The 21,014-nt window shown below is 73.7% G+C and carries 20 protein-coding genes; 7 read left to right on the plus strand and 13 right to left on the minus strand.

What is annotated here, in order from left to right:
* Positions 1-93 precede the first annotated feature (93 nt).
* Entirely contained in the window at positions 94-393 is a 300-nt protein-coding gene (locus tag AB0C22_RS09495) for a hypothetical protein (protein WP_357534435.1), read from the minus strand.
* Positions 394-517: 124 nt separating this feature from the next.
* Here AB0C22_RS09495 and AB0C22_RS09500 point away from each other — a divergent pair, with 124 nt between their 5' ends.
* From AB0C22_RS09500 to AB0C22_RS09515, 4 genes are all read left to right on the plus strand, one after another.
* Positions 518-1,069, plus strand: coding sequence for a PadR family transcriptional regulator (locus AB0C22_RS09500; RefSeq protein WP_357534437.1), 552 nt, complete (start codon positions 518-520; stop codon positions 1,067-1,069).
* Positions 1,070-1,121: 52 nt separating this feature from the next.
* On the plus strand, positions 1,122-2,846 hold the full coding sequence (locus tag AB0C22_RS09505) for an acyl-CoA dehydrogenase (RefSeq protein ID WP_255597605.1): 1,725 nt from the start codon (positions 1,122-1,124) through the stop codon (positions 2,844-2,846).
* 142 nt (positions 2,847-2,988) lie between these two features.
* Entirely contained in the window at positions 2,989-3,417 is a 429-nt protein-coding gene (locus tag AB0C22_RS09510; RefSeq protein ID WP_357534439.1) for a DUF1232 domain-containing protein, read from the plus strand.
* A gap of 202 nt (positions 3,418-3,619) precedes the next feature.
* Positions 3,620-4,459, plus strand: a complete 840-nt coding sequence (locus AB0C22_RS09515; RefSeq protein WP_357534441.1) for an ATP-grasp domain-containing protein — start codon at positions 3,620-3,622, stop codon at positions 4,457-4,459.
* Here AB0C22_RS09515 and AB0C22_RS09520 read toward each other — a convergent pair.
* From AB0C22_RS09520 to pgi, 4 genes are all read right to left on the minus strand, one after another.
* Positions 4,452-5,072, minus strand: coding sequence for a lysoplasmalogenase (locus AB0C22_RS09520; RefSeq protein WP_357534443.1), 621 nt, complete (start codon positions 5,070-5,072; stop codon positions 4,452-4,454). The genes AB0C22_RS09515 and AB0C22_RS09520 overlap by 8 nt on opposite strands.
* Before the next feature lie 146 nt (positions 5,073-5,218).
* Positions 5,219-6,046, minus strand: coding sequence for a sterol desaturase family protein (locus tag AB0C22_RS09525; protein ID WP_219462579.1), 828 nt, complete (start codon positions 6,044-6,046; stop codon positions 5,219-5,221).
* 119 nt (positions 6,047-6,165) lie between these two features.
* Complete coding sequence (locus AB0C22_RS09530; RefSeq protein WP_219462578.1) at positions 6,166-6,867, minus strand: GntR family transcriptional regulator; 702 nt, start codon at positions 6,865-6,867, stop codon at positions 6,166-6,168.
* 150 nt (positions 6,868-7,017) lie between these two features.
* The gene (gene pgi / locus AB0C22_RS09535) at positions 7,018-8,655 is read right to left on the minus strand and encodes a glucose-6-phosphate isomerase (protein ID WP_219462568.1); all 1,638 of its coding nucleotides are present in this window, start codon (positions 8,653-8,655) and stop codon (positions 7,018-7,020) included.
* 234 nt (positions 8,656-8,889) lie between these two features.
* Here pgi and AB0C22_RS09540 point away from each other — a divergent pair, with 234 nt between their 5' ends.
* The gene (locus AB0C22_RS09540) at positions 8,890-10,836 is read left to right on the plus strand and encodes an ABC transporter ATP-binding protein (RefSeq protein WP_219462566.1); all 1,947 of its coding nucleotides are present in this window, start codon (positions 8,890-8,892) and stop codon (positions 10,834-10,836) included.
* A gap of 207 nt (positions 10,837-11,043) precedes the next feature.
* Positions 11,044-12,450 carry an endo-1,4-beta-xylanase gene (locus tag AB0C22_RS09545; RefSeq protein ID WP_357534446.1) on the plus strand — a complete coding sequence of 469 codons (1,407 nt, stop codon included), beginning with the start codon at positions 11,044-11,046 and terminating at the stop codon, positions 12,448-12,450.
* Between the two features lie 42 nt (positions 12,451-12,492).
* On the opposite strand, the gene AB0C22_RS09550 is transcribed toward AB0C22_RS09545, so the two are convergent.
* The 6 genes from AB0C22_RS09550 to AB0C22_RS09575 all read right to left on the minus strand — a co-directional run bounded on the left by AB0C22_RS09550 (position 12,493) and on the right by AB0C22_RS09575 (position 18,510).
* Positions 12,493-13,770, minus strand: coding sequence for a sulfite oxidase (locus AB0C22_RS09550; RefSeq protein WP_357534448.1), 1,278 nt, complete (start codon positions 13,768-13,770; stop codon positions 12,493-12,495).
* Positions 13,771-13,867: 97 nt separating this feature from the next.
* Positions 13,868-14,503, minus strand: coding sequence for a hypothetical protein (locus tag AB0C22_RS09555; protein ID WP_219462561.1), 636 nt, complete (start codon positions 14,501-14,503; stop codon positions 13,868-13,870).
* Positions 14,500-15,918: a selenium-binding family protein gene (locus AB0C22_RS09560; RefSeq protein WP_219462559.1), complete on the minus strand. Its 1,419-nt coding sequence runs from the start codon at positions 15,916-15,918 to the stop codon at positions 14,500-14,502. Before AB0C22_RS09560 ends, AB0C22_RS09555 begins: the two co-directional genes overlap by 4 nt.
* Positions 15,919-15,932: 14 nt before the next feature.
* Positions 15,933-16,646 carry an ABC transporter ATP-binding protein gene (locus AB0C22_RS09565; protein ID WP_357534471.1) on the minus strand — a complete coding sequence of 238 codons (714 nt, stop codon included), beginning with the start codon at positions 16,644-16,646 and terminating at the stop codon, positions 15,933-15,935.
* A 65-nt stretch (positions 16,647-16,711) separates the two neighbouring features.
* Complete coding sequence (locus tag AB0C22_RS09570) at positions 16,712-17,545, minus strand: ABC transporter permease (RefSeq protein ID WP_219462557.1); 834 nt, start codon at positions 17,543-17,545, stop codon at positions 16,712-16,714.
* Positions 17,542-18,510, minus strand: coding sequence for an aliphatic sulfonate ABC transporter substrate-binding protein (locus AB0C22_RS09575; RefSeq protein WP_219462533.1), 969 nt, complete (start codon positions 18,508-18,510; stop codon positions 17,542-17,544). Before AB0C22_RS09575 ends, AB0C22_RS09570 begins: the two co-directional genes overlap by 4 nt.
* 129 nt (positions 18,511-18,639) lie before the next feature.
* Here AB0C22_RS09575 and AB0C22_RS09580 point away from each other — a divergent pair, with 129 nt between their 5' ends.
* On the plus strand, positions 18,640-19,800 hold the full coding sequence (locus AB0C22_RS09580) for an LLM class flavin-dependent oxidoreductase (RefSeq protein ID WP_357534451.1): 1,161 nt from the start codon (positions 18,640-18,642) through the stop codon (positions 19,798-19,800).
* A gap of 62 nt (positions 19,801-19,862) precedes the next feature.
* Here AB0C22_RS09580 and AB0C22_RS09585 read toward each other — a convergent pair whose 3' ends face one another.
* Positions 19,863-20,372: an NUDIX domain-containing protein gene (locus tag AB0C22_RS09585; protein ID WP_357534453.1), complete on the minus strand. Its 510-nt coding sequence runs from the start codon at positions 20,370-20,372 to the stop codon at positions 19,863-19,865.
* A gap of 34 nt (positions 20,373-20,406) precedes the next feature.
* Positions 20,407-20,997: an NADAR family protein gene (locus AB0C22_RS09590; protein WP_357534454.1), complete on the minus strand. Its 591-nt coding sequence runs from the start codon at positions 20,995-20,997 to the stop codon at positions 20,407-20,409.
* Between the last annotated feature and the right edge of the window lie 17 nt (positions 20,998-21,014).

The following is a 21,014-nucleotide window of genomic DNA, read 5'->3' on the forward strand; positions in this document are numbered from 1 at the left end:
CCGCTGCACCGGTGGTGTGCCGGTGCGGTCGTCTCCGTCCGCCGCTGCGGTGCGCCAGCCGCCGCAGGTGCGGACAGGACGACGGAAGCCGGTTCAGGCCGCTTCGACGGACCGGGTGCGACGCGCGGCCCGACCGGGCTGCTCCCAGCCGGTGCGCTGGTCGTCGGCGCCGCGGGTCGTCGTGTCACCGGCCATGGTCAGCGCCCGCTGCGCGTTGCGCGCGGCGTCGCAGGGCCACTCCTGGTGCTCGCAGAGCAGGTTGTCGCAACGCCCCGCCTGGTCCGGATGGTGTGCGTCGATCACGTCGAGGGCCATCCGCCACAGGAGCGGATCGGTCACCCCGGCGGGCACGGCGGCGCGGGTATGTCGCTGCGGGCGGTCGGTGTCGGGCATGGTCTCCCCCTTTGTCGGTACCGGAGAAGAGTCTCCACCGGGTCGGGTGGCAAAACCAACCGACCTTGGTGGGGATCACCACTCCACCCTTGTTGTGCAACTCGTTGCATAGCAGGATGCCGGGATGGCCCTCGAACACGCGATCCTGGTCTCGCTGCTGGAGCAGCCGGGCTCCGGCTACGAGTTGGCCCACCGGTTCGACCGCTCCATCGGTCGGTTCTGGACCGCCACCCACCAGCAGATCTACCGGGTGCTCGCCCGGATGGGGACCGACGGCTGGATCACCGCCGAACAGGTCGGCCAGCACGGCCGGCCCGACAAGCGGCGCTGGTCGGTCACCGGCACCGGCCACGCCGTGCTCACCGACTGGCTCCGCGAGGAGGTCCAACCGGAGGCGGTGCGCCACGAACTCGCCGTCAAGGTCCGGGGGGCCGCCTTCACCGACCGGGCCGGCCGGGTCGCCCTGCTCGTCGAGGTCGCCCGGTACCGCGCCGACCACGAGGCGGTGCTGGCCCGCTACCTGGCCGGCGAGCGCCGCGACTTCCCCGGGGGCGTCTCCGGCGACGACCGTGCCGCCCTCCAGCACGTCGTGCTGCGCGGCGGCATCGCGTACGAGCGGATGGTGCTGGCCTGGCTCGACGACGTCCTGGCCACCCTGCGCGGCCTGGACCACTGACCACCCGCACGCGCCGACCGCTGACCACCTTCGGAGAAGGGACCACCTCGCGATGACCGACGACAACCTGCTGCTCGACCCGCACCGTTACGACCCCGACCACCTGGACGAGGAGTCCCGCCGGCTGCTGCGGGCCACGGTCGACTTCTTCGAGCGCCGGGGCAAGAAGGCGCTGGTCGACAGCTACAACGACCACACCTGGTACGCCGACTTCCTCGACTTCGTCGCCGCGCAGGGGCTGTTCGCGGCCTTCTGCACCCCGGCCGCCGACGGTGGCGGTGACCCGGCCAAACGCTGGGACACCGCGCGCAACGCCGCGCTCAGCGAGGTGCTCGGCTTCTACGGGCTCGGCTACTGGTACACCTGGCAGGTCACCGTCCTCGGTCTCGGCCCGGTCTGGCAGAGCGACAACGCCGCCGTCCGCGCCCGCGCGGCGGGGCTGCTCGACGACGGGCACGTGATGGCGTTCGGCCTCTCCGAACGGGCCCACGGCGCCGACATCTACTCCACCGACATGCTGCTCACCCCCGACGGCGCGGACGGCTTCCGGGCCACCGGCGGCAAGTACTACATCGGCAACGGCAACGTCGCCGGGCTGGTCTCGGTCTTCGGTCGCCGCGCCGACGTCGAGGGGCCCGACGGCTACGTCTTCTTCGCCGCCGACAGCCGGCACCCGGCGTACCGGCTGGTCCGCAACGTGGTCAACGCGCAGATGTACGTCAGTGAGTTCCGGCTGGAGGACTACCCGGTGCGCGCCGAGGACGTGCTGCACACCGGCCGTGCTGCGTTCGACGCCGCGTTGAACACCGTCAACGTCGGCAAGTTCAACCTCTGCACCGCCAGCATCGGCATCTGCGAACACGCCATGTACGAGGCGGTCACCCACGCCCACCGCCGGGTGCTCTACGGCCGGCGGGTCACCGACTTCCCGCACGTGCGCCGGGAGTTGACCGACGCGTACGCCCGGTTGGTCGCGATGAAGCTGTTCAGCGACCGGGCGGTGGACTACTTCCGCTCGGCCGGCCCCGACGACCGGCGTTACCTGCTGTTCAACCCGATGACCAAGATGAAGGTGACCACCGAGGGCGAGCGGGTGATCGATCTGCTCTGGGACGTCATCGCCGCCAAGGGGTTCGAGGCGGACACCTACTTCGACAAGGCCGCCCGGGACATCCGGGGGCTGCCCAAGCTCGAAGGCACCGTGCACGTCAACCTGGCGCTGATCCTGAAGTTCATGGCGAACTACTTCTTCGCCCCGGCCGAGTTTCCCCCGGTGCCCACCCGGCACGACCCGGCCGACGACGGGTTCCTGTTCCGGCAGGGCCCGGCGCGTGGTCTGGGCGCGATCCGGTTCCACGACTGGCGGGCCGCGTACGCCGCCCGGGCCGAGGTGCCGAACGTGGCCCGGTTCACCGCCCAGGCCGACGGGTTGCGCGAGTTGCTCGCCGCCCACCCGCCGGGCGAGGAGCAGCAGGGTGACCTCGACTTCCTGCTCGCCCTCGGGCAGCTCTTCGCGTTGGTCGTCTACGGTCAGCTCATCCTGGAGCAGGCCGGGGCGACCGGGCTCGACGTCGACCTGCTCGACCAGATCTTCGACGTCCTGGTCCGCGACTTCGCCGGCCACGCCACCGAACTGCACGGCAAGCCGACCACCACCGACGCCCAGGCCGCCTGGGCGCTGACCCAGGTCCGTCGCCCGGTCGCCGACGCGGCCCGCGCCGGCCGGGTCTGGTCCCGGGTCCAGGCCCTGGCCGGCCGATACGAGATGACCCCCTGATCCCGCCCGTGGTGTCCCGTGGTGGGATGCCGTGCGGGTGTCGGCCCGTCGGCGGGGAGCGGACCCGGGTGTCGCGCCGCTGGTCCGGGCCGGGGCGGCGGGCCCGTTCCGGGAGGTCGTCCGGCGGGGAGGGAGTCAGCAGATGCTCCGGGACGTCCTGCTCGGTGTCGCCGTCGCGGCGCTGGCCACCTGGGCGGCGTTGCTGGTCGGCCTGCTGATCGTGCGGCCCCGGGGTGCGCTGCTCACGGAGGCGCTGCGGCTGCTGCCGGACCTGCTGCGGCTGCTGCGCCGGCTGGCCGGTGACGCCACCCTGCCGCGCGGGGTACGGGTGCGTCTCGGCCTGCTGATGGCCTACCTGGCGGTCCCGATCGACCTGATCCCGGACTTCGTTCCGGTCATCAGGTACGCCGACGACGCGATCATCGTGGCCGCGGTGCTGCGCGCGGTGGTCCGCCGGGCGGGTGTCGACGCGGTACGCCGGCACTGGCCGGGCACCGAGGACGGCTTCGCCGCGCTGTGCCGGCTGACCGGCATCCGCCCGCCCGACGGCGACCGGCCGGCAGCGGGTTGACGCCGCAGCCGCGCGCCGCACCGGTCGGGGCCCGCGACGGCCCGCGCCCAGGCCGACTCGCCGACCCGGCGGCTCAGCCACCCCCGGCCCGGAGAGCCGCACCGCCCGGAGCCGACCTGCCGGCTCAGCCACCCCCGACGCGGGGAGCCGCACCGCCCGGGGCGTGCGGCCCGGGGTGGCGCGGCTGGGGGAGGATGCGGGCATGCTGTTGATCGTCCCCGCCGACCCGCTGCGCCCCCGTCGAGCGGACCCGCACTTCGCGCCGGAGGCACAGGCCGCCCGCGAGGCCGGCCACCGGGTGGCCGTCGTCGACCACGACGCGCTCGCGGCGGGCCGCGACCCGGGGCGGGCGGTCGCCGGGGTCCCCGCCGACGACGACGCGGTCTACCGGGGCTGGATGCTGTCCGCCACCGGGTACGCCGGATTCGCCGAGGCGCTCCGCGCCCGGCAGGTGACCCTACGCACCGACCCCGACCAGTACCGCCGTGCCCACGAGCTGCCCGGGTGGTACGCCACCGCGGCGACGCTCACCCCCGAGTCCCGCTGGACGGTCGGCGTCGACCGGGCCGACTTCGACCGGGCGCGAGCCGGGCTGGGCGTCGGCCCGGCCGTGCTGCGCGACTGGACGAAGTCCGCCAAGCACCACTGGCACGAGGCGTGCTTCGTCCCCGAGCTGGCCGACGCGGAGGCCGCCTGGCGGATCGCGACCCGGCTGCGCGAACTGCGCGACGACGACTTCACCGGTGGTTTCGTGCTGCGCCGGTTCGAGCCGCTGTCCGGTGTCGAGGTGCGCACCTGGTGGGTCGCCGGCCGGTGCGTGCTCACCGGCCCGCACCCGGACACCCCGGGGGAGCTTCCCGACGCCCCGGTGGACACCGGGCCGCTGGCCCCCGTGCTGTCCGCGCTCGGTCTGCCGTTCGTCACCGCCGACCTGGCCCGGCATGCCGACGGTCGGTGGCGGCTGGTGGAGATCGGCGACGGCCAGGTCAGCGACCGCCCGTCCACCATGGCCCCGCAAGCCCTGGTCGCCGCCCTCACCTGACGGCGGTCGGTGCCGGGCGACCCGCCCAGCCGGTGGTGATCAGCAGCAGCGCGGCCAGGTAGGTGGTCATCACCCACAGCCCGTGGCCGGGCAGTCGGACACCCGTCGCCTCGATCCCGATCAGCAGGTCGGACAGGAGGAACAGCGCACCTCCGGCGGCCACCCGCCGGGACACCCCCCAGCCGGCGGCGGCCATCAGGCTCAGCGCCAGGCTGTAGCCGAGCACCGGCAGCCGCAGGTCGCCCAGCCGGCCCCAGAGCAGCGCGTTCCCCGCCGCCCACAGGGTGAGGTATCCGGCGACTGCCCCCGCCGGTGGCCGCCGGTGGCGCAGGAACGCCACCAGGAACGCAGCCTGGGTGCCGAGGAAACACCCCATCCCGATCAGGAACGCGGTGGTGCCGGGGACCAGCAGCGCCACGTCACCCGCCGTCGCGCAGACCAGCCCGGTCGCCACCGGGTCCCACCGCCGCCGTACGGCGAGCAGCCAGCCGAGCAGCAGCGGGGCGAGCAGCGGCTTGGCCGCCCACTGCACCGCTGTCGAGTCGAGCGCGACCCCGGTCAGCTCCACGGCGGTGACCAGCCCGAACGACCCGAGAAGCCACCGTCCCGCCACCCCGGTCGTCCCTGCGGGCTGTGGCACCCCCGCCGGCTCTGGCACCCCGGTCGGCGGTGGCGGCACCGGCACTCCCGCCGGAGACGCGCCGGCCCCCGCGTGGTGCGGCCCGGGACGCCCGGGTGGGCGGTCGGGTCGGGAGCGGCTCATCGGGCGGGCTGCCAACCGGGGCGGCCGAGGACGTGCCCGAGCCGGTGCCGCCACGAGCCGGCCCGCCGGACGTCGGCCCAGATCGCCGCGTACTCGTGGGTGGCCACCCGCAGCGGGTTGTAGGTGCCGATGTTCGTGGTCAGCCCGTACCGGACGGGGGTGTGTTCCGGGGCGAAGCTGCCGAAGAGCCGGTCCCAGACGATCAGGATGCCGCCGTAGTTGCGGTCCAGGTACTCGCGGTTCGCCCCGTGGTGCACCCGGTGGTGCGACGGGGTGTTGAAGACCCACTCGACCGGCCGGGGCAGCCGGTCGATCCGCTCGGTGTGCAGGAAGAACTGGTAGAGCAGGCTGACCGACTGCTGGAGGAAGATCATCCAGGGTGGGATGCCGAGCAGCGCCAGCGGCAGCCAGAACGGCAGCGAGGTCATCGGCGTCCAGCTCTGCCGCAGCGCGGTGGACAGGTTGAAGTGCGTGCTGGAGTGGTGCACCACGTGGCTGGCCCAGAACAGGCGTACCTCGTGGTGGGTGCGGTGGAACCAGTAGTAGGCCAGGTCGTCGGCGAGGAACAGCAGCACCCAGGTCCCGACGCTGGTGGGGGAGAGCTGCACCGGGGCGACGGTCCACAGCGCGACGTAGAGACCGACGGTGAGCAGTTTCCACGGGAAGCCGATCAGTTGGCTGCCGGCGCCCATGGTGAGGCTGGTGGTCGTGTCCCGCCGCTCGTAGCCGCGTTCGTCGTCGTCCGGCGCGAACCGGTACGACCACGCCTCGACGGCGATGAGCAGCAGGAACGCCGGTACGGCGTAGAGCACGGCGGGGATCATGCGCGACGTTCCCTTCCGGGGGACGGGCGACGGGGGTGGACGCCCGGGACGGGTCGGCGGGTCGGGGTGGGTAGCGGTCGGCGGGTCGGGCCGACGAGCGGTCGGCGGGTGGGTGGCGGTCAGCCGGTGGGGGCGGTGAGGGACGCGGTGAGCAGGGTGTGGGCCTCGGTGGCGGCGTCGTCGCCCCGGCCGTCGGCGATCGCGGCGGCCAGCCGGCGGTGCCCGGCGACGTCCAGCAACTCGGCTGCGCGTCGCTGCGGCGGCACCTCCCCGACGGCCAGCGCCCCGGCCACCAGGCTGTTGAAGGAGAGCAGGTAGGCGGTGTTGCCGCTGCCGGTGACGATGTGCCGCCACAGCGCGATGTTCGCCTCGGCCATGGCGGCCAGGTCGGGTGCGAGCGCGGCGAACCGTTCCACGGTGTCGACCACGACCCGCCCCACCGCCCCGGTGGCCCGGACGGCGCAGCGCCGGGCCGCGTCGACCCCGACGCAGGCGCGCATCTCCAGCATGTCCCGGACCAGGTGCTCCACCGGCAGCACGTCGCCGGACTGGACGAGGGACAGGGCCAGGTCGAGGCCGGCGTGCACCCGCCAGTCCAGCACCCGGGTGACGCCGCCCTGGCTGACCCGTAGCAGCCCGAGCTGTTGGAGCCGGCGCAGCGCCTCCCGCACGGCGTGCCGGTTGACGGCGAACGCGGCGGCGAGTTCGCGTTCACCGGGCAGCGGGTCGCCCGGGGCGTGCCGCCCGCTGACGATGGCGTCGCGGAGCTGGGCGAAGACGTGGTCGGAGACGGAGCTGCGGGGCACGGGGACGAAGGCCACGGCAGCAGTGTGCCGGCGTACCCATCAACCCGTCAACTGGTTGGACCAGTCGTACCGAAAGAAACGGCGGCCGGGTCGGGTGACCCGGCCGCCGTCCCGACGGACCTCACCGGTGACCGTTGCCGGGTGCCCGCAACGGCCGCGCGGACCTCAGGCCCGACCGCGCTCCCGGCGGTAGCGGCTGATCAGCGCCGCCGTGGAGGAGTCCACGTCGGACAGGTCCGGCGCGTCACCGGTCAGCTTCGGCGCGAGCTGGTTGGCCATCACCTTCCCCAGCTCCACCCCCCACTGGTCGAACGGGTTGATGTTCCACACCGCGCCGCAGGTGAACACGATGTGCTCGTAGAGCGCGATGAGCTGGCCCAGCGTCGACGGGGTGAGCTTCGGCGCGATGATCGAGGTGGTCGGGTGGTTGCCCGGCATCACCCGGTGCGGCACCACCTCGGCGGGCGTGCCCTCCGCCTCGACCTGCTCCGCCGTCCGGCCGAAGGCCAGTGCGGCGGTCTGCGCGAAGAAGTTCGACATGAACAGGTCGTGCATCTCGCCCAGGTCGTGGTTGGGCTGGCTGAACGCGATGAAGTCCGCCGGGATCAGCACGGTGCCCTGGTGGATGAGCTGATAGAAGGCGTGCTGGCCGTTGGTGCCCGGCTCGCCCCAGAAGATCTCCCCGGTCGGGTGGTCGACCGGCGTGCCGTCCAGGGTCACCGACTTGCCGTTGCTCTCCATGGTCAGCTGTTGCAGGTACGCTGGGAACCGGTGCAGGTACTGCGAGTACGGCAGCACGGCGTGGGTCTGCGCGCCGAGGAAGTCGACGTACCAGACGTTGAGCAGGCCCAGCAGCGCCGGCAGGTTCCGCTCCACCGGCGCGGTACGGAAGTGCTCGTCGACGGCGTGGTAGCCGGCCAGCAGCTCGCGGAACCGGTCCGGCCCGACCGCCAGCATCACCGACAGCCCGACCGCCGACGGCAGCGAGTAGCGGCCACCCACCCAGTCCCAGAAGCCGAACATGTTCTCCGGGTCGATGCCGAAATCGGCCACCCGGCCCGCGTTGGTGCTCACCGCCACGAAGTGCTTCGCGATCGCCGCGTCGTCGTCGGCGTCCAGGCCCGACAGCAGCCACGTCTTGGCCTGCTCGGCGTTGGCCAGCGTCTCCTGCGTGGAGAAGGTCTTCGACACCACCACGAACAGGGTGCTCGCCGGGTCGAGGTCGTGGGTCTTGTCGTGGATGTCGGTCGGGTCGATGTTGGAGACGAACCGGCAGGCGATCCCGCCGTCCCGGTACGCCTTGAGCGCCTCGTACGCCATCACCGGGCCGAGGTCGGAGCCGCCGATGCCGATGTTGACCACCGTGCTGATCCGCTCGCCGGTGTGCCCGCGCCACTGCCCGGAGCGGACCCGCTCGCTGAACGCGGCCATCCGGTCCAGCACCCGGTGCACGTCGGCGACCACGTCCTGCCCGTCCACCGTCAGTGCGGCGTCGCGCGGCAGCCGCAGCGCGGTGTGCAGCACGGCCCGGTCCTCGGTGGAGTTGATGTGCTCCCCGGCGAACATCGCGGCGATCCGGTCGGTCAGCCCGACCCGCCCGGCCAGCGCGGTGAGCAGCCCGATGGTCTCGTCGGTGACGAGGTGCTTGCTGTAGTCGACGTGCAGGTCGGCGACCTCGCCGGTGAGCCGCTCACCCCGTTGCCGGTCGGCCGCGAACAGCTCCCGCAGGTGGGTGCCGCGCATCGTCTCGGCGTGCTTGCGCAGCGCCTGCCATTCGTCGGTGGTGGTCACACTCGCAGCCATCGGGTCGATCTTCTCCTTCACGACGGTCGTCGGCGCGTGGTGCCGCCGACGGTTCGCGTCCCAGCCTGCCACCCGGGGCGCGGCCACGCGACGCGACCCGGCGCAGCCGCCGCCCCGGGGTGGCCGGCGACACGCCAATGCGACAGGTGTACGACACGCCGACCACGGGGCGACATCGCCTCGTCGCCGACAGTAGGCTCGCCGTGCCCTGCCCCCTTCGGCCCGGGAGGACCCATGGCGACGGTGATCGGCCCCCGCCGTTCGACCCCCACGGACGAGCCTGCGGCGGAGGCCGGTTCGGCGGAGGCCGGGCTGGATCTGCCGGAGTTGGCGGACGGCGGATGGATGCACCACGCCACCGAGTTCGCGCACACCAGTTTCCGGTCGGTGGCCCGCCGGCTGCCCCGGCTGGTGCGCGAGGCCATCGCGTTGGCCTGGGCGACCAACCGTCGCGACACCCTCGCCGCGATCGGTCTGAACCTCGCCGCCGGGGTGATGACCACCCTCGGCCTGCTCGCCACCACCGGGGTGCTGCGCGAGTTGTTCGCCGCCGGTCCGACGCCCGACCGGGTCCGGGCCGCGCTGCCCGCGCTGGTCCTGGCCGCCGCGGCGGTGGCCGTGAAGGGCACGTTGACCGTCACCGCCGGCTGGGCGCAGGCCCGGCTGATCCCACAGATCAACTACGCGGTGGAGCTGCGGCTGTTCGAGACCACCACGGCGGTCGAGCTGGCCGCCTTCGACGACGCCGGTTTCGCCGAGGAGATGGACCGGGTCCGCGACCGGGGGATGGCCGAGGCGGCGTCGATCGTCGACCACACCGTCAACCTGATCACCGGGGTGGTGGGCGTGCTGGCCACCGCCGCCGCGGTGACCGTGATCCAACCGGTGCTGCTGCCCTGCCTGCTGCTGGCCGCCGTGCCGGAGGCGGTCACCGCGGTGCGGATGGCCCGCCGGCAGTACCTGGACATGCTGGCCCGGATCAACCGCCGCCGCCGGATGTGGATGCTCGCCCACCTGATGGCCAACCGGCACACCGCCGCCGAGGTACGCGCCTACCAGATGCGGGACTTCCTGCTCGCCGAGTTCCGCCGGATGATGACCGTCGAGACGGCCGCGCTGCTGCGGCTGGCCCGGGCGCAGAGCCGGACCAGGGCCGTCGGGATGTCCGTCGGCGGGATCGCGGCCTTCGCGGTCTACGCCGTGCTCGGCGGGCTGCTGCTCACCGGCGTGGTCGCGCTCGCCGCGGCGGCGACCGCCCTGCTCGCCCTCCAGTCGGCGCGCAGCAGCCTCGCGCTCGCCGTCTACGCCACCAACAACCTCTACGAGGACGCCCTCTACTACCAGGACTACCGGGACTTCCTCGACCGGGCCGACAGCCGCACCGCCGCCGGGCAGGGGCGGCCCACCGCCGGCTTCGAGCACATCGAGCTGGACCGGGTCAGCCTGCGCTACCCGGACACCGACGCCCCGGCGGTGGACGAGGTCAGCCTGACCATCCGGCGGGGCGAGGTGATCGCCCTGGTCGGTGAGAACGGCTCCGGCAAGACCACCCTGGCCAAGCTGATCGCCGGCCTCTACCGGCCCACCGGCGGGGTGATCCGGTGGGACGACGTCGACGTCGCCGAGTTGGACCCGGCGGCGACGGCCGCCCAGGTGGCGGTGATGACCCAGGAGTGGTGGAAGTTCCCGTTCACCGCAGCGCAGAACATCCGCATCGGCCGGCACGACCGGCCCCCGGACGCGGCCGGCCCGACCGTCGAGGACGCCGCCCGGTCGGCCGCCGCGCACGACATGATCGCCGGGCTGCCGTTCGGCTACGACACCCTGCTGGCCCGGGAGTTCAAGAACGGCCACGACCTCTCCGGCGGGCAGTGGCAGCGGCTGGTGGCCGCCCGGGGCCTCTACCGCGACGCCCGGTTGCTGATCTGCGACGAGCCGTCGGCCGCCCTCGACGCCCGCGCCGAGCACGCGCTCTTCGAGCACCTGCGGCGGCGGCCCGACCGGACGGTCGTGCTGATCACCCACCGGTTGGCCAACGTCCGGCACGCCGACCAGATCTTCGTGATGGACCACGGTCGGCTGGTGCAGCAGGGCGACCACGACACGCTGATGGCCGCCGACGGGCCCTACCGGGAGCTGTTCGAGTTGCAGGCGAGCGGCTACCTCGCCGCCACCGAGTGACGGCGGCTCAGGCATCGACGTTCGTTGAACTCTTGGGGATGTTTCGATAGCGTCACCGGGTAACCCCTCGACCTCGGCGGTGGCGGCTGAGCGACGGCACAGGCGGGTGTGGCCTCCGGGCGACCACCCCGCCTCCCCGGGCCGGCCACCGCACTCGGGCGAAAGGTCGGGACGGTGCACCCCTCACCGTCTTGAAAGGTCTCTGCCATGAACCATGTGTCCGCCCGCAGCAGCGGGCGTCGGACCACACCACCGCGGCTGCGTGCCGCACTGGTCTCGATCGTTACCGGCGTGGTCGCCGTCGGCACCACCGTCGCCCTCGCCTCCAGTGCCAGCGCCGGCACCACCCTCGGTGCCGCCGCCGCCGAGACGGGCCGCTACTTCGGCACCGCAGTGGCGGTGAACAGGCTCTCCGACTCCGTCTACGTCGGCATCCTGAACCGTGAGTTCACCTCGGTGACCGCCGAGAACGAGATGAAGTGGGACGCCACCGAGCCCAGCCCGAACCAGTTCACCTACGCCAGTGGCGACAAGCTGGTCAGCCACGCCCAGGCCAACGGGATGCGGGTCCGCGGTCACACGCTGGCCTGGCACCAGCAGCAACCGCGCTGGACGGCGGTCCTGTCCGGCACCGCCCTGCGCAACGCCATGCTCAACCACGTCACCCAGGTCGCCACCCACTACCGGGGCAAGATCCACGCGTGGAACGTGGTGAACGAGGCGTTCGCCGACGGTGGCAGCGGTGCGCGTCGGGACTCCAACCTGCAGCGCACCGGTGACGACTGGATCGAGGCGGCGTTCCGGGCCGCCCGCGCCGCCGACCCGGGCGCGAAGCTCTGCTACAACGACTACTACACCGACGGGCAGAACCCGAAGAGCAACGGCGTGTACGCCATGGTCCAGGACTTCAAGGCCCGGGGCGTGCCGATCGACTGCGTCGGCTTCCAGTCCCACTTCACCGCCCAGTCGCCGGTGCCGTCGGACTACCAGGCCAACCTCCAGCGATTCGTCGACCTCGGCGTCGAGGTGCAGATCACCGAGCTGGACATCGAGGGCTCCGGCAGTTCCCAGGCCGACAGCTACTCCCGCGTGGTCAGCGCCTGCCTGGCGGTCTCCCGCTGCACCGGCATCACCGTCTCCGGCATCCGGGACACCGACTCGTGGCGGGCCAGCGCCACCCCGCTGCTCTTCGACGGCAACGGCGGCAAGAAGGCCGCGTACGCCTCCACGTTGGACGCGCTCAACGCGGGCGGCACCACCGTCCCGCCGACCACACCACCGCCGACGACTCCGCCGCCGACCACGCCGCCGCCGCCCGGTGACGGTGCCTGCACCGCGGCGGTGTCGGTGAACTCCTGGCCCGGCGGCTTCGTGACCACCGTCAAGGTCACCGCCGGCCCGGCCGGGCTCGACGGTTGGGTGGTCAACCTGCCCCTGCCGTCGGACGCCACCGTCACCAACGCGTGGAACGCGCAGCACACCGGCACCTCCGGTGCGGTCAGCTTCCGCAACGTCAGCTACAACGGCACCGTCGGTGCGGGAGCCGGCACCGAGTTCGGTTTCCAGGGCACCGGCAACGGTCCCACCGGCACGGCGACCTGCGCCCGCGCCTGACCGGACACCGACCCCACCCCGGCGCGGCGGCGACCGTCGCGGTCAGACCGCCGTCACCGGATGCCGGACCACCCCGTCGAAGAGGTACCCGAGGTCGTTGCCCGGGGCCCGGTCGGGCTGACCCCGGCCGGTCACGTCCACCGCGCGGGCCCGCAGCGTCCACCGGCCGGCGGTCGGCGGACACCACCGCGTCGACCACCGCTGCCAGGGCCCGCCCCGGTCCGCCCCGACCAGCGTGGCGGGCTGCCACCCGTCGCCCGTGTCGACCTCGACCCGGTCGATCGGACCGGCCCCGGACCACGACCGGCCGGTCAGCGTGGTCTCGACACCGGCCGCCAGCCGGGCGTCCCAGGGCAGCTCGAACGCGCTCTTGACCGACTGCGTGTCGGCCGGCCCACCGTCGACCGGCCGGCCGGGTCCGAACATCCGGTAGAGGCTGGTGTTCCACGGGGAGAACAGCGCGACGGTGGAGACCTCGATCGCACCGACCCACTTGATCGAGGAGATCCCGATCCAGCCGGGCACCACCACCCGGACCGGGAAGCCGTGGTCGGGTGGCAGCGGCGCACCGTTCATCTCGTACGCCAGCAGCACGTCGTCGAGGGCCTTGCCGATCGGCAGCGGACGGCGTACCCGGCCGAGGTCGACACCCCCGGTGACGTACGGCGGGTCCAGGCCCTCTGGCATCACGTCGACCGCGTCGGGGGTCAGCCCGGCGTGCCGTAGCACGGTGGCCAGCGGCACCCCGCGCCAGCGGGCCACCCCGACACCGCCGAGCCGCCACTGCACCCCGGCGGCCGGGGTGTCCTGCTGGCTGGCGAAGAAGTGCCGCCCGTTGCCGGCGCACTCGACCAGGGCGGGTAGCTCGACGGCGGGTAGCGCCCGCAGGTCGGCGTAGCCGAACTCGACCGGTGCGTCCCGGGTCGGGGCGTCGCGCAGGCCGTCGCCGTACAGCCGCAGTCGCCAGGTGTCGGCGTCGATCCGGGGGGTGTGGGTGTGGTTGCGGACGAAGAACCGGTCGTTCGGCACCACGTACCCCTGGCCGGCCATCGCCTCCCACCGCATCTCGGCGTTGCCGTCGCGGGGCGTGAGCTGCGCGGGGTCGAGCGGTTTGACGATGCCCGGGGCCACCCCGACCGGCCCGGTGGCGGGCGTGACCGGCTCCCGGGTGTCGGTGGCGGCGGCGAGGGCGCTCATCGCCGTGCCCACCGCGATCAGCTCGGCGCGGGACACCCCGGGGTCCCGGGCCTGACCGGCCAGCCACTGCCGGGCCCGGCGGGCGTCGTGGTCTGCCTCGTCGTACGACACAACGGTGGACACCGGGGCTCCTTCGGCTCGGCGACGGTAACTCCTATTGAATCAGTAGGAGTTACCCGCCGGGCAGGGCCACTGGCCGACCACGGCCGGGGCCATTCGGTCAGATCGCGGCGGCCAGCGTCACCACCCCCGCCGCGACCAGCACCCCGGCCCAGAGCCGGTCCACGTTGAACCAGGCCCGGCGCAGCACCCCGACCCCCAGCACCTCGTACACCACCAGCGCGACGGTCGACGCGACGCCCAGCATGACCAGGGTGTGCACCCCGGCCGCGACCAGCCCCGGCAGCGCGCCGGCCGGCGCCGCCGCCAGGTGCCCGGCGTGCCCGCCGGCCGGCTGCGGGTCGGCCAGCAGCACCGGCAGCAGCATCAGCCCGGCGCCGTGCGCCGACGACATCAGGAACGACCAACCGGCCACCTGCGCCGCCGACAGCCGCATCCCGGCCCAGCGGAAGTGCCGCTGCGACAACAGCCGCCACAGCCCGAAACCGACCAGCACCGCCCCGCCGGTCACCGTCAGCGCGGTGCTGGCCGTGACCGAGCGGGTGGCGGTGACCAGCGCGGCGACCACCGCCACCGAGGCCAGGTGACCCGCCGCGACCGGGGGCAGCGCGGCCAGCAGCGCCGCCCGGCGACGCTCCTGCAACCCCCGGGCGACCGCGAGGAGCCACCCCATCGCCGGGTTCAACCCGTGGAACGCGCCGAGCGCCACCAACGCCAGCAGGGTCCGCCCGGTCACGGGAAGCAGTACGAGTCGGAGCTGGCGTCGCCGCCCTGCAACCGGGTCTGGTGCACCCGCAGCCCCCGGAACTCCTCGCCGCGCGGGAAGAACCGCACGTCCGGGGTGAGCCCGCCGCGTTCCGGGTCGACGTCCAGCTTGGCCAGCCAGGCGCCCACCCCGTCGGGATAGAACTGGTCGTCCCAGGAACCGTAGAGCGAGTTGCTGACGTAGACCCGCCGGCCGTCCCGGCTGATCTCCACCATCTGCGGGCCACCGGCCAGGGGCTCGTCCGGCGCGGCCGGGTGGGCGGTGCGGGCCACGATGCCGCCGAGCCGCACCGAGCCGACCAGCACCGGGTGGAACGGGTCGCTGACGTCGTACTGGCGCAGCTCCCCGGTGCCCCAGCAGGAGACGTAGAGGAACCTGTCGTCCACCGACAGGTCGATGTCGGTGACCAGCGGTGGCACCGCCCCGAACGGCTTGAGCAGGTCCGGCAGGTCGGCCGGGTCGGCGGGTTCCGCCGGGATGTCGATCACCCGGGTCACCGTCCACGGGGCGTCCGCACCCGCGCCGTCGCGGTGCCACAACCAGACCGACGCGGACAGGTCCTCGACGCTGATCACCACCCCCACGAAGCCATACGACCGGGTCGGGTCGTGCGCGGGGCGCAGTTCGAGCGCCATCTGGTACTGGTCGCCGAGGTCGACCCGCTGCACGTGCCGGCGCTTGGCGAGGTCCCAGAAGTGGATCGCGTGCCCGTATTTGCGCCCCAGCAGCAGCTCGCCGACGATGCCGTCCTCGATCATCGACGGGGTGCCCCACTCGCTGGTGACCAGGACGTCCTGGGTGAGGTGCCACCACACGTCGTACGCCAGGAACTGCGGGCCCCGGTCGGCCTCCCAGGCGCCCCGGACTGCGAACGTGGTGTGGTCGAGCACGGCGATGCCGCCGGGACCCTCGGCACCGTCGACGCCGCCGAGCGCCGACAGGTAGATGCCGTCGGGGCCGCAGTGCACGGTGTGCGGGCGGGAGTAGCCGGACTTCTCGGCCAGTTCCTGCGCGCCGATCACCTTCACCAGCTGCGGGGCGCGCGGGTCCGGCCGGGTGTCGAACACGTGGATGCGCGACGACCGCAGCCCCGGCACGATCAGGTAGCGCCGCTCGACGTGCGGGTGCGGTGCGGTGGGGCAGAGCGCGCTGCTGCACGCGTTCCACCCGAAGTGGTGCAGCTCGTCGCCGGTGTGCGGCAGGTCGGTCCAGCCGACCACCCGGCCGTAGTCGGCGGAGTCCGGGTCGGTGTCGAGCACGACGATCGCGTCCGGCCGCTGCGCCGCACGGTCGAACGCGGCGACGTAGGCCAGCTTCTCGGCGGGCGCGGTGGCCGCCTCGCGGGGGGAGGGGTAGAAACTCGGGTCGGGTGTCCAGCGGGTCATGGTCGGCTCCGGGGTCAGGCGGCGGGTACGCCGAGGCGGTCGAGTAGCCGGCGACGCAACGCGCCGAAGGCGGGCTGGTCGGGGGAGCGGGCCGGTCGGTCGGCGGACCGGCCGGCGGGGTCCAGGTCGACGGGGATCTCCTCGGCGATGACGCCCCCGTCGAGCAGCAGGATGCGGTCGGCGAGCAGCAGCGCCTCCTCGACGTCGTGGGTGACCAGCAGGGCGGCGAAGCCGTGCTCGGCGCGTAGCCGACGCAGCAGGGACTGCATCCGCAGTCGGGTCAGCGCGTCGAGTGCCCCGAACGGCTCGTCGAGCAGCAGCAGGTCCGGCTCCCGGACCAGGGCCCGGGCCACCGCGACCCGTTGCGCCTGACCGCCGGAGAGTTCCGCCGGCCAGGCCCGGTGTCGGTCGGCCAGCCCCACCTCGGTCAGCGCCCGGTCCACCCGGGAGCGCACGTGGGGACCGGTCAACCCCAGCGCAACGTTGTCGCCGACCCGCTTCCAGGGCAGCAACCGGTGTTCCTGGAAGACCACGGCGGCGGTGCCGCGCACCCGGGTCCGGCCGGTGGCCTCGGCGTCCAGGCCGGCGAGGACCCGCAGCAGGGTGCTCTTGCCGGACCCGCTGCCGCCGAGTAGCGCCACCACCTCACCGGCGGCGATGGTCAGGTCGACCCCGGCGAGCACCGGCCGGCCGTCGAAGGCCCGCCGCACCGCATGGGCGGTCAGCACCGTGGCCCCACCGGTCACCCCGTCCGCCCGGGCGGGTGCCCCGTCCGCGTCGCCGGCCGGGCCGGTCAGGTCGCGCGCAGGCCGCGTCGCCACGTCAGGGTCCTCCTCTCCAGGATCCGTAGGGCGAGGTCGGACAGCAGGCCGAGCAGCGCGTAGACGACCAGGCCGAGCACCACCACGTCGGTCTGGCTGAACTCCCGGGCCTCCATCATCAGAAAGCCGATGCCGGTCTGGGCGTTGATCTGTTCGCCGACGACGAGGCTGAGCCAGGCCGCCCCGATCGCCAGTCGCAGCCCGAGGAACAGCGACGGCAGCGCCCCGGGCAGCACCACGTGCCGCAGCCGGGCGGCGGGCCCGAGGCCGCAGGTGCGGGCTGCCTCGACGAGCCGTTCGTCGATGTCCCGGATGCCAGCGTAGGTGTTGAAGTAGATCGGAAAGAACACCCCGAGTGCGACCAGGGTTACCTTCAGCGACTCGCCGATCCCCACCCAGATGATCAGCAGCGGGACGAGTCCCAGGTGGGGCAGCATCCGGGCCATCTGCACCGGCGGGTCGACCAGGTCGTCGCCGAGGCGGAGCAGCCCGGCGGCGACGCCGAGGACCAGCGCCAGCAGCCCGCCGAGGAGCAACCCGACGCCGGCCCGGGTGAGGGAGTCGAGCAGGTGGACGCCGAGGGTGCCGTCGCCGGCCAGTCGTACGCCGGTGGCGAGCACCCGGCTCGGCGCGGGCAGTTTCTCCGGGGCGAGCAGTCCGGCGTGGGCGGCGGCCTCCCACCCGGCGACGAGCACGACCGGGCTGACCAGTCGCCGCCAGCGCAGGCCGGCACGTCGTCGCGGGCCGGCGTCGGGTGGTGCCGCGACGGCGGCCGGTGGCGCGCTGACCAGCACGGTGCTGCTCACTGGAACACCGCGCTGAACCGGTCGTCCACCCGACCGGCGATGTCGACCGGGCCGGGGACGAGCTCGAGGGTGGTGAAGCCGTCCGCGATGGCCTGGAGTTCGGTGCCGACGGCAGGGGTGACCGGGGCCAGCGGGCGGGCGCTGCGGGCCAGGGCCCGGGTGGTGACGTCCAGCGGGATCTTCAGCTCGGGGGCGAGCACCGTGGCGCGTTCGGCCGGGTTGGCGATCCCCCAGTCGGTGACCTTCCGGTACGTGGTGAGGAAGGCGCGGACGTCGTCGGTGCGGTCCCGGACCACCTCGGGTGAGGCCAGCACGTACTCCCGGTTGCTGGCCAGGCCGGTGGCGTCGGCGAGGACCTTCACCCCGGGCTGCTCGGCGAGGGCGAAGTACGGGTCCCAGATGATCCAGGCGTCGATCTGGCCGTTGTCGAACGCGGGCCGTCCCTCGGCCGGCTTGAGGTACTTGACGGTGATGTCCTTCAGCGTCATGTTGTTGGCCGCCAGCAGCCGGACCAGCAGCCAGTGCACGTTGCTGCCCTTGTTCAGCGCCACCGTCCGGCCGCGCAGGTCGGCGAAGGTCTTCAGGCCGCTGCTCTCCTTGACCAGCACCGCCTCGCCCTGGGGGATCGGGGCGGAGGTGCCGACCACCGAGAAGGGGATCTTCGCGGCGGCGGCGAAGATCGGGGGTGCCTCGCCGACCTGTCCGATGTCGATCGCGCCGGCCTTGAGCGCCTCGGTCAGGGCGGGGCCGCTCTCGAACAGCGACCACTGCGCGTCCGGGGCAGCGTTGCGGGCCTTGACCAGGCTCAGCCCGCCGAAGCGCTGGTAGCCGATGCGCAGCGGGCCGCTGCCGGCCTGGGCGTCGGCGTCGTCGGTGCAGCCGCTGACCCCGCCGACGGCGACCAGGGACAGGGCGGTGAACAGGGTGGTGGCCAGCCGGCGCAGGTTCCTCGGCGGGGTGGACATGTCGGCTCCTCGGGAGTGGACGATGTGCTCGCGACGCCGCAGGTCGGCGGCGGGCAGTAACCTACCAAACCGATAGGTTTTATGGGTAGCCTGTCCTGGTTGTCGTCCCATCCCTCAGGAGGACCCCCGATGCCGCTGACCTTCCACTGGTTCCTGCCCACCTACGGCGACAGCCGCGACATCGTCGGCGGTGGTCACGGCGTCGCGGTCGGCACCGCCGGTGGGGCCCGCCCCGCCACCGTCGCCTATCTCGGGCAGATCGCCCGCAGCGCCGAGCAACTCGGCTTCGTCGGCGCGCTCACCCCGACCGGGGCCTGGTGCGAGGACGCCTGGCTGGCCACCGCGATGCTCGCCGAGGTCACCGAACGGCTGAAGTTCCTGGTGGCGTTCCGCCCCGGCCTGCTCTCACCCACCCTCGCCGCCCAGATGGCCGCCACCTTCCAGCGCCTGTCCGGCGGCCGGCTGCTGCTCAACGTGGTCACCGGCGGGGAGTCCGCCGAGCAACGCGCCTACGGCGACTTCCTCGACAAGGACGCCCGGTACGCCCGCACCGACGAGTTCCTGCACGTCGTGCGGTCACTGTGGCGGGGGGAGACCGTCGACCACGTCGGGGAACACCTGCGCGTCGAGGGCGCCCGGCTGGCCCGGCTGCCCGACCCGGTGCCCCCCGTCTACTTCGGTGGCTCGTCCACCGCCGCCGGCCCGGTCGCCGCCCGGCACAGCGACGTCTACCTGACCTGGGGTGAGCCGCCCGCCCAGGTGGCCGGCAAGCTCGACCACATCCGCGCCCTGGCGGTCGCCGCCGGCCGGTCGCCGCGCTTCGGTATCCGGCTGCACGTCATCGCCCGGGACACCGCCGAGGCGGCCTGGGCGCAGGCCGGCCGGCTGCTCGACGGCATCGACGAGGCCGACATCCGGGCCGCCCAGGAGGGGCTGCGGCGCAGCGAGTCCGAGGGGCAGCGCCGGATGCTGGCCCTGCACGGCGGTAGCCGCGACGGGCTGGAGGTCGCCCCGAACCTCTGGGCCGGAGTGGGGCTGGTCCGGGGCGGGGCCGGCACCGCCCTGGTGGGCAGCCACACCGAGGTCGCCGACCGGATCGCCGAGTACCACGCGCTCGGCATCGACGAGTTCATCCTCTCCGGCCACCCGCACCTGGAGGAGGCGTACTGGATCGGTGAGGGGGTGCTGCCGATCCTGCGGGCCCGGGGCCTGTGGCGGCATCCCGCCGGTGAGCCGGCCCCCGACCCGACGCCGAGCGTCCCGTTCGCCCCGCAGCCCGCCCGGGTCTGACCACGGCGCGTCCGGCGGGTCCGGCACCTGCGGCGGGTCCGCGCCGGCCGGGCGCGGCGGGGTCAGTGCCGGCCGGCGAGGAAGTCGGCCAGCACCCGGGTGTGGGTCGAGAAGGCCAGCTCGACCGGCTCGGTGAGGACCAGCCACTCGGTGGCCTCCTCGGTCGGCGTCGACGGGGGGAGCTGTGCGGCCGGCCGCTCCGGCAGCACCCCGAAGATCATCATGGTGCCGCCGTGCGGGGCGCCGTGCACCGCGAACAACCGGGCCCGCTGCGCCTCGTCGACCAGCCCCGTCTCCTCCCGCAGCTCCCGGACCAGCGCCTCGGACCACTCCTCGCCGTACTCGACGAACCCGCCGGGCAGGGCGAGCTGGCCCCGGGCCGGTTCGATGTCCCGGCGCACCACCACCAGGCCGAGCCCGGCGTCGGTCCGTACCGGCAGCAGCGCGACCGCGACCGGGGTGGGGTTGCGCCACACCGTCTGGCCGCAGGCCGGGCAGAGCCGGGGCCAGTCGGCGTCCGGCGGGTAGGCCGCCCCGCAGTAGTGGCAGTGCGCGTACGGCAGGACGGTCATGCCGCCGCACGTTACCGCCCCCGGGCCACCCCGCTCAGGGCAGGTCCGCCGTCGGCCCGGGGTCGGTCGGCCGGTCGTCGCGCAGGATCTCCCGGGCCTCCATCAGGGCGAACCCGAGCAGGTTGAGCCCACGCCAGCGGGCCGGGTCCTCGGCGCGCGGGTCGTCGGGGGCCAGCCCGACCCCCCACACCCGGTCGACCGGGCTGGCCTCCACCAGCACCCGGTCCCCGGTGCCCAGCAGGTACGCCCGCAGGTCGGCGTGCTGGCCGAACTTGGCCAGGCTGCCGGCCAGCACGACGGCGTACCGCTCGGCCTCCCACACCGCCTGGTCGAACCCGCGGACCTGGCGGCCGACCCCCTTGGCCTGCTGCGGGTGGCCGGCGGCGAGCACCCGCTCCCCGGCGTCGGCGTCGTCGAACAGCAGCGCCTTGCGCCACATCATCCAGTGCTCGGCGGTGGCGAAGCGCCGCCCGTCGACGGTGAACGCCGCCGGCCACCACTGGCTCAGGCAGCCGCGGCCGACGGTGCCGTCCCGCTGCGGCTGGTGTCCCCAGAAGCAGAGGTAGCGCACCCGGTGCCCGGCGCGGTGCAGGGCGAGGACGTCTTCGGCGCGGCGCATCGACATGCCGCACAGTGTCCCTG

It is taken from the genome of Micromonospora sp. NPDC048894 (genome assembly GCF_040649765.1).
GTDB lineage: Bacteria > Actinomycetota > Actinomycetes > Mycobacteriales > Micromonosporaceae > Micromonospora > Micromonospora antibiotica.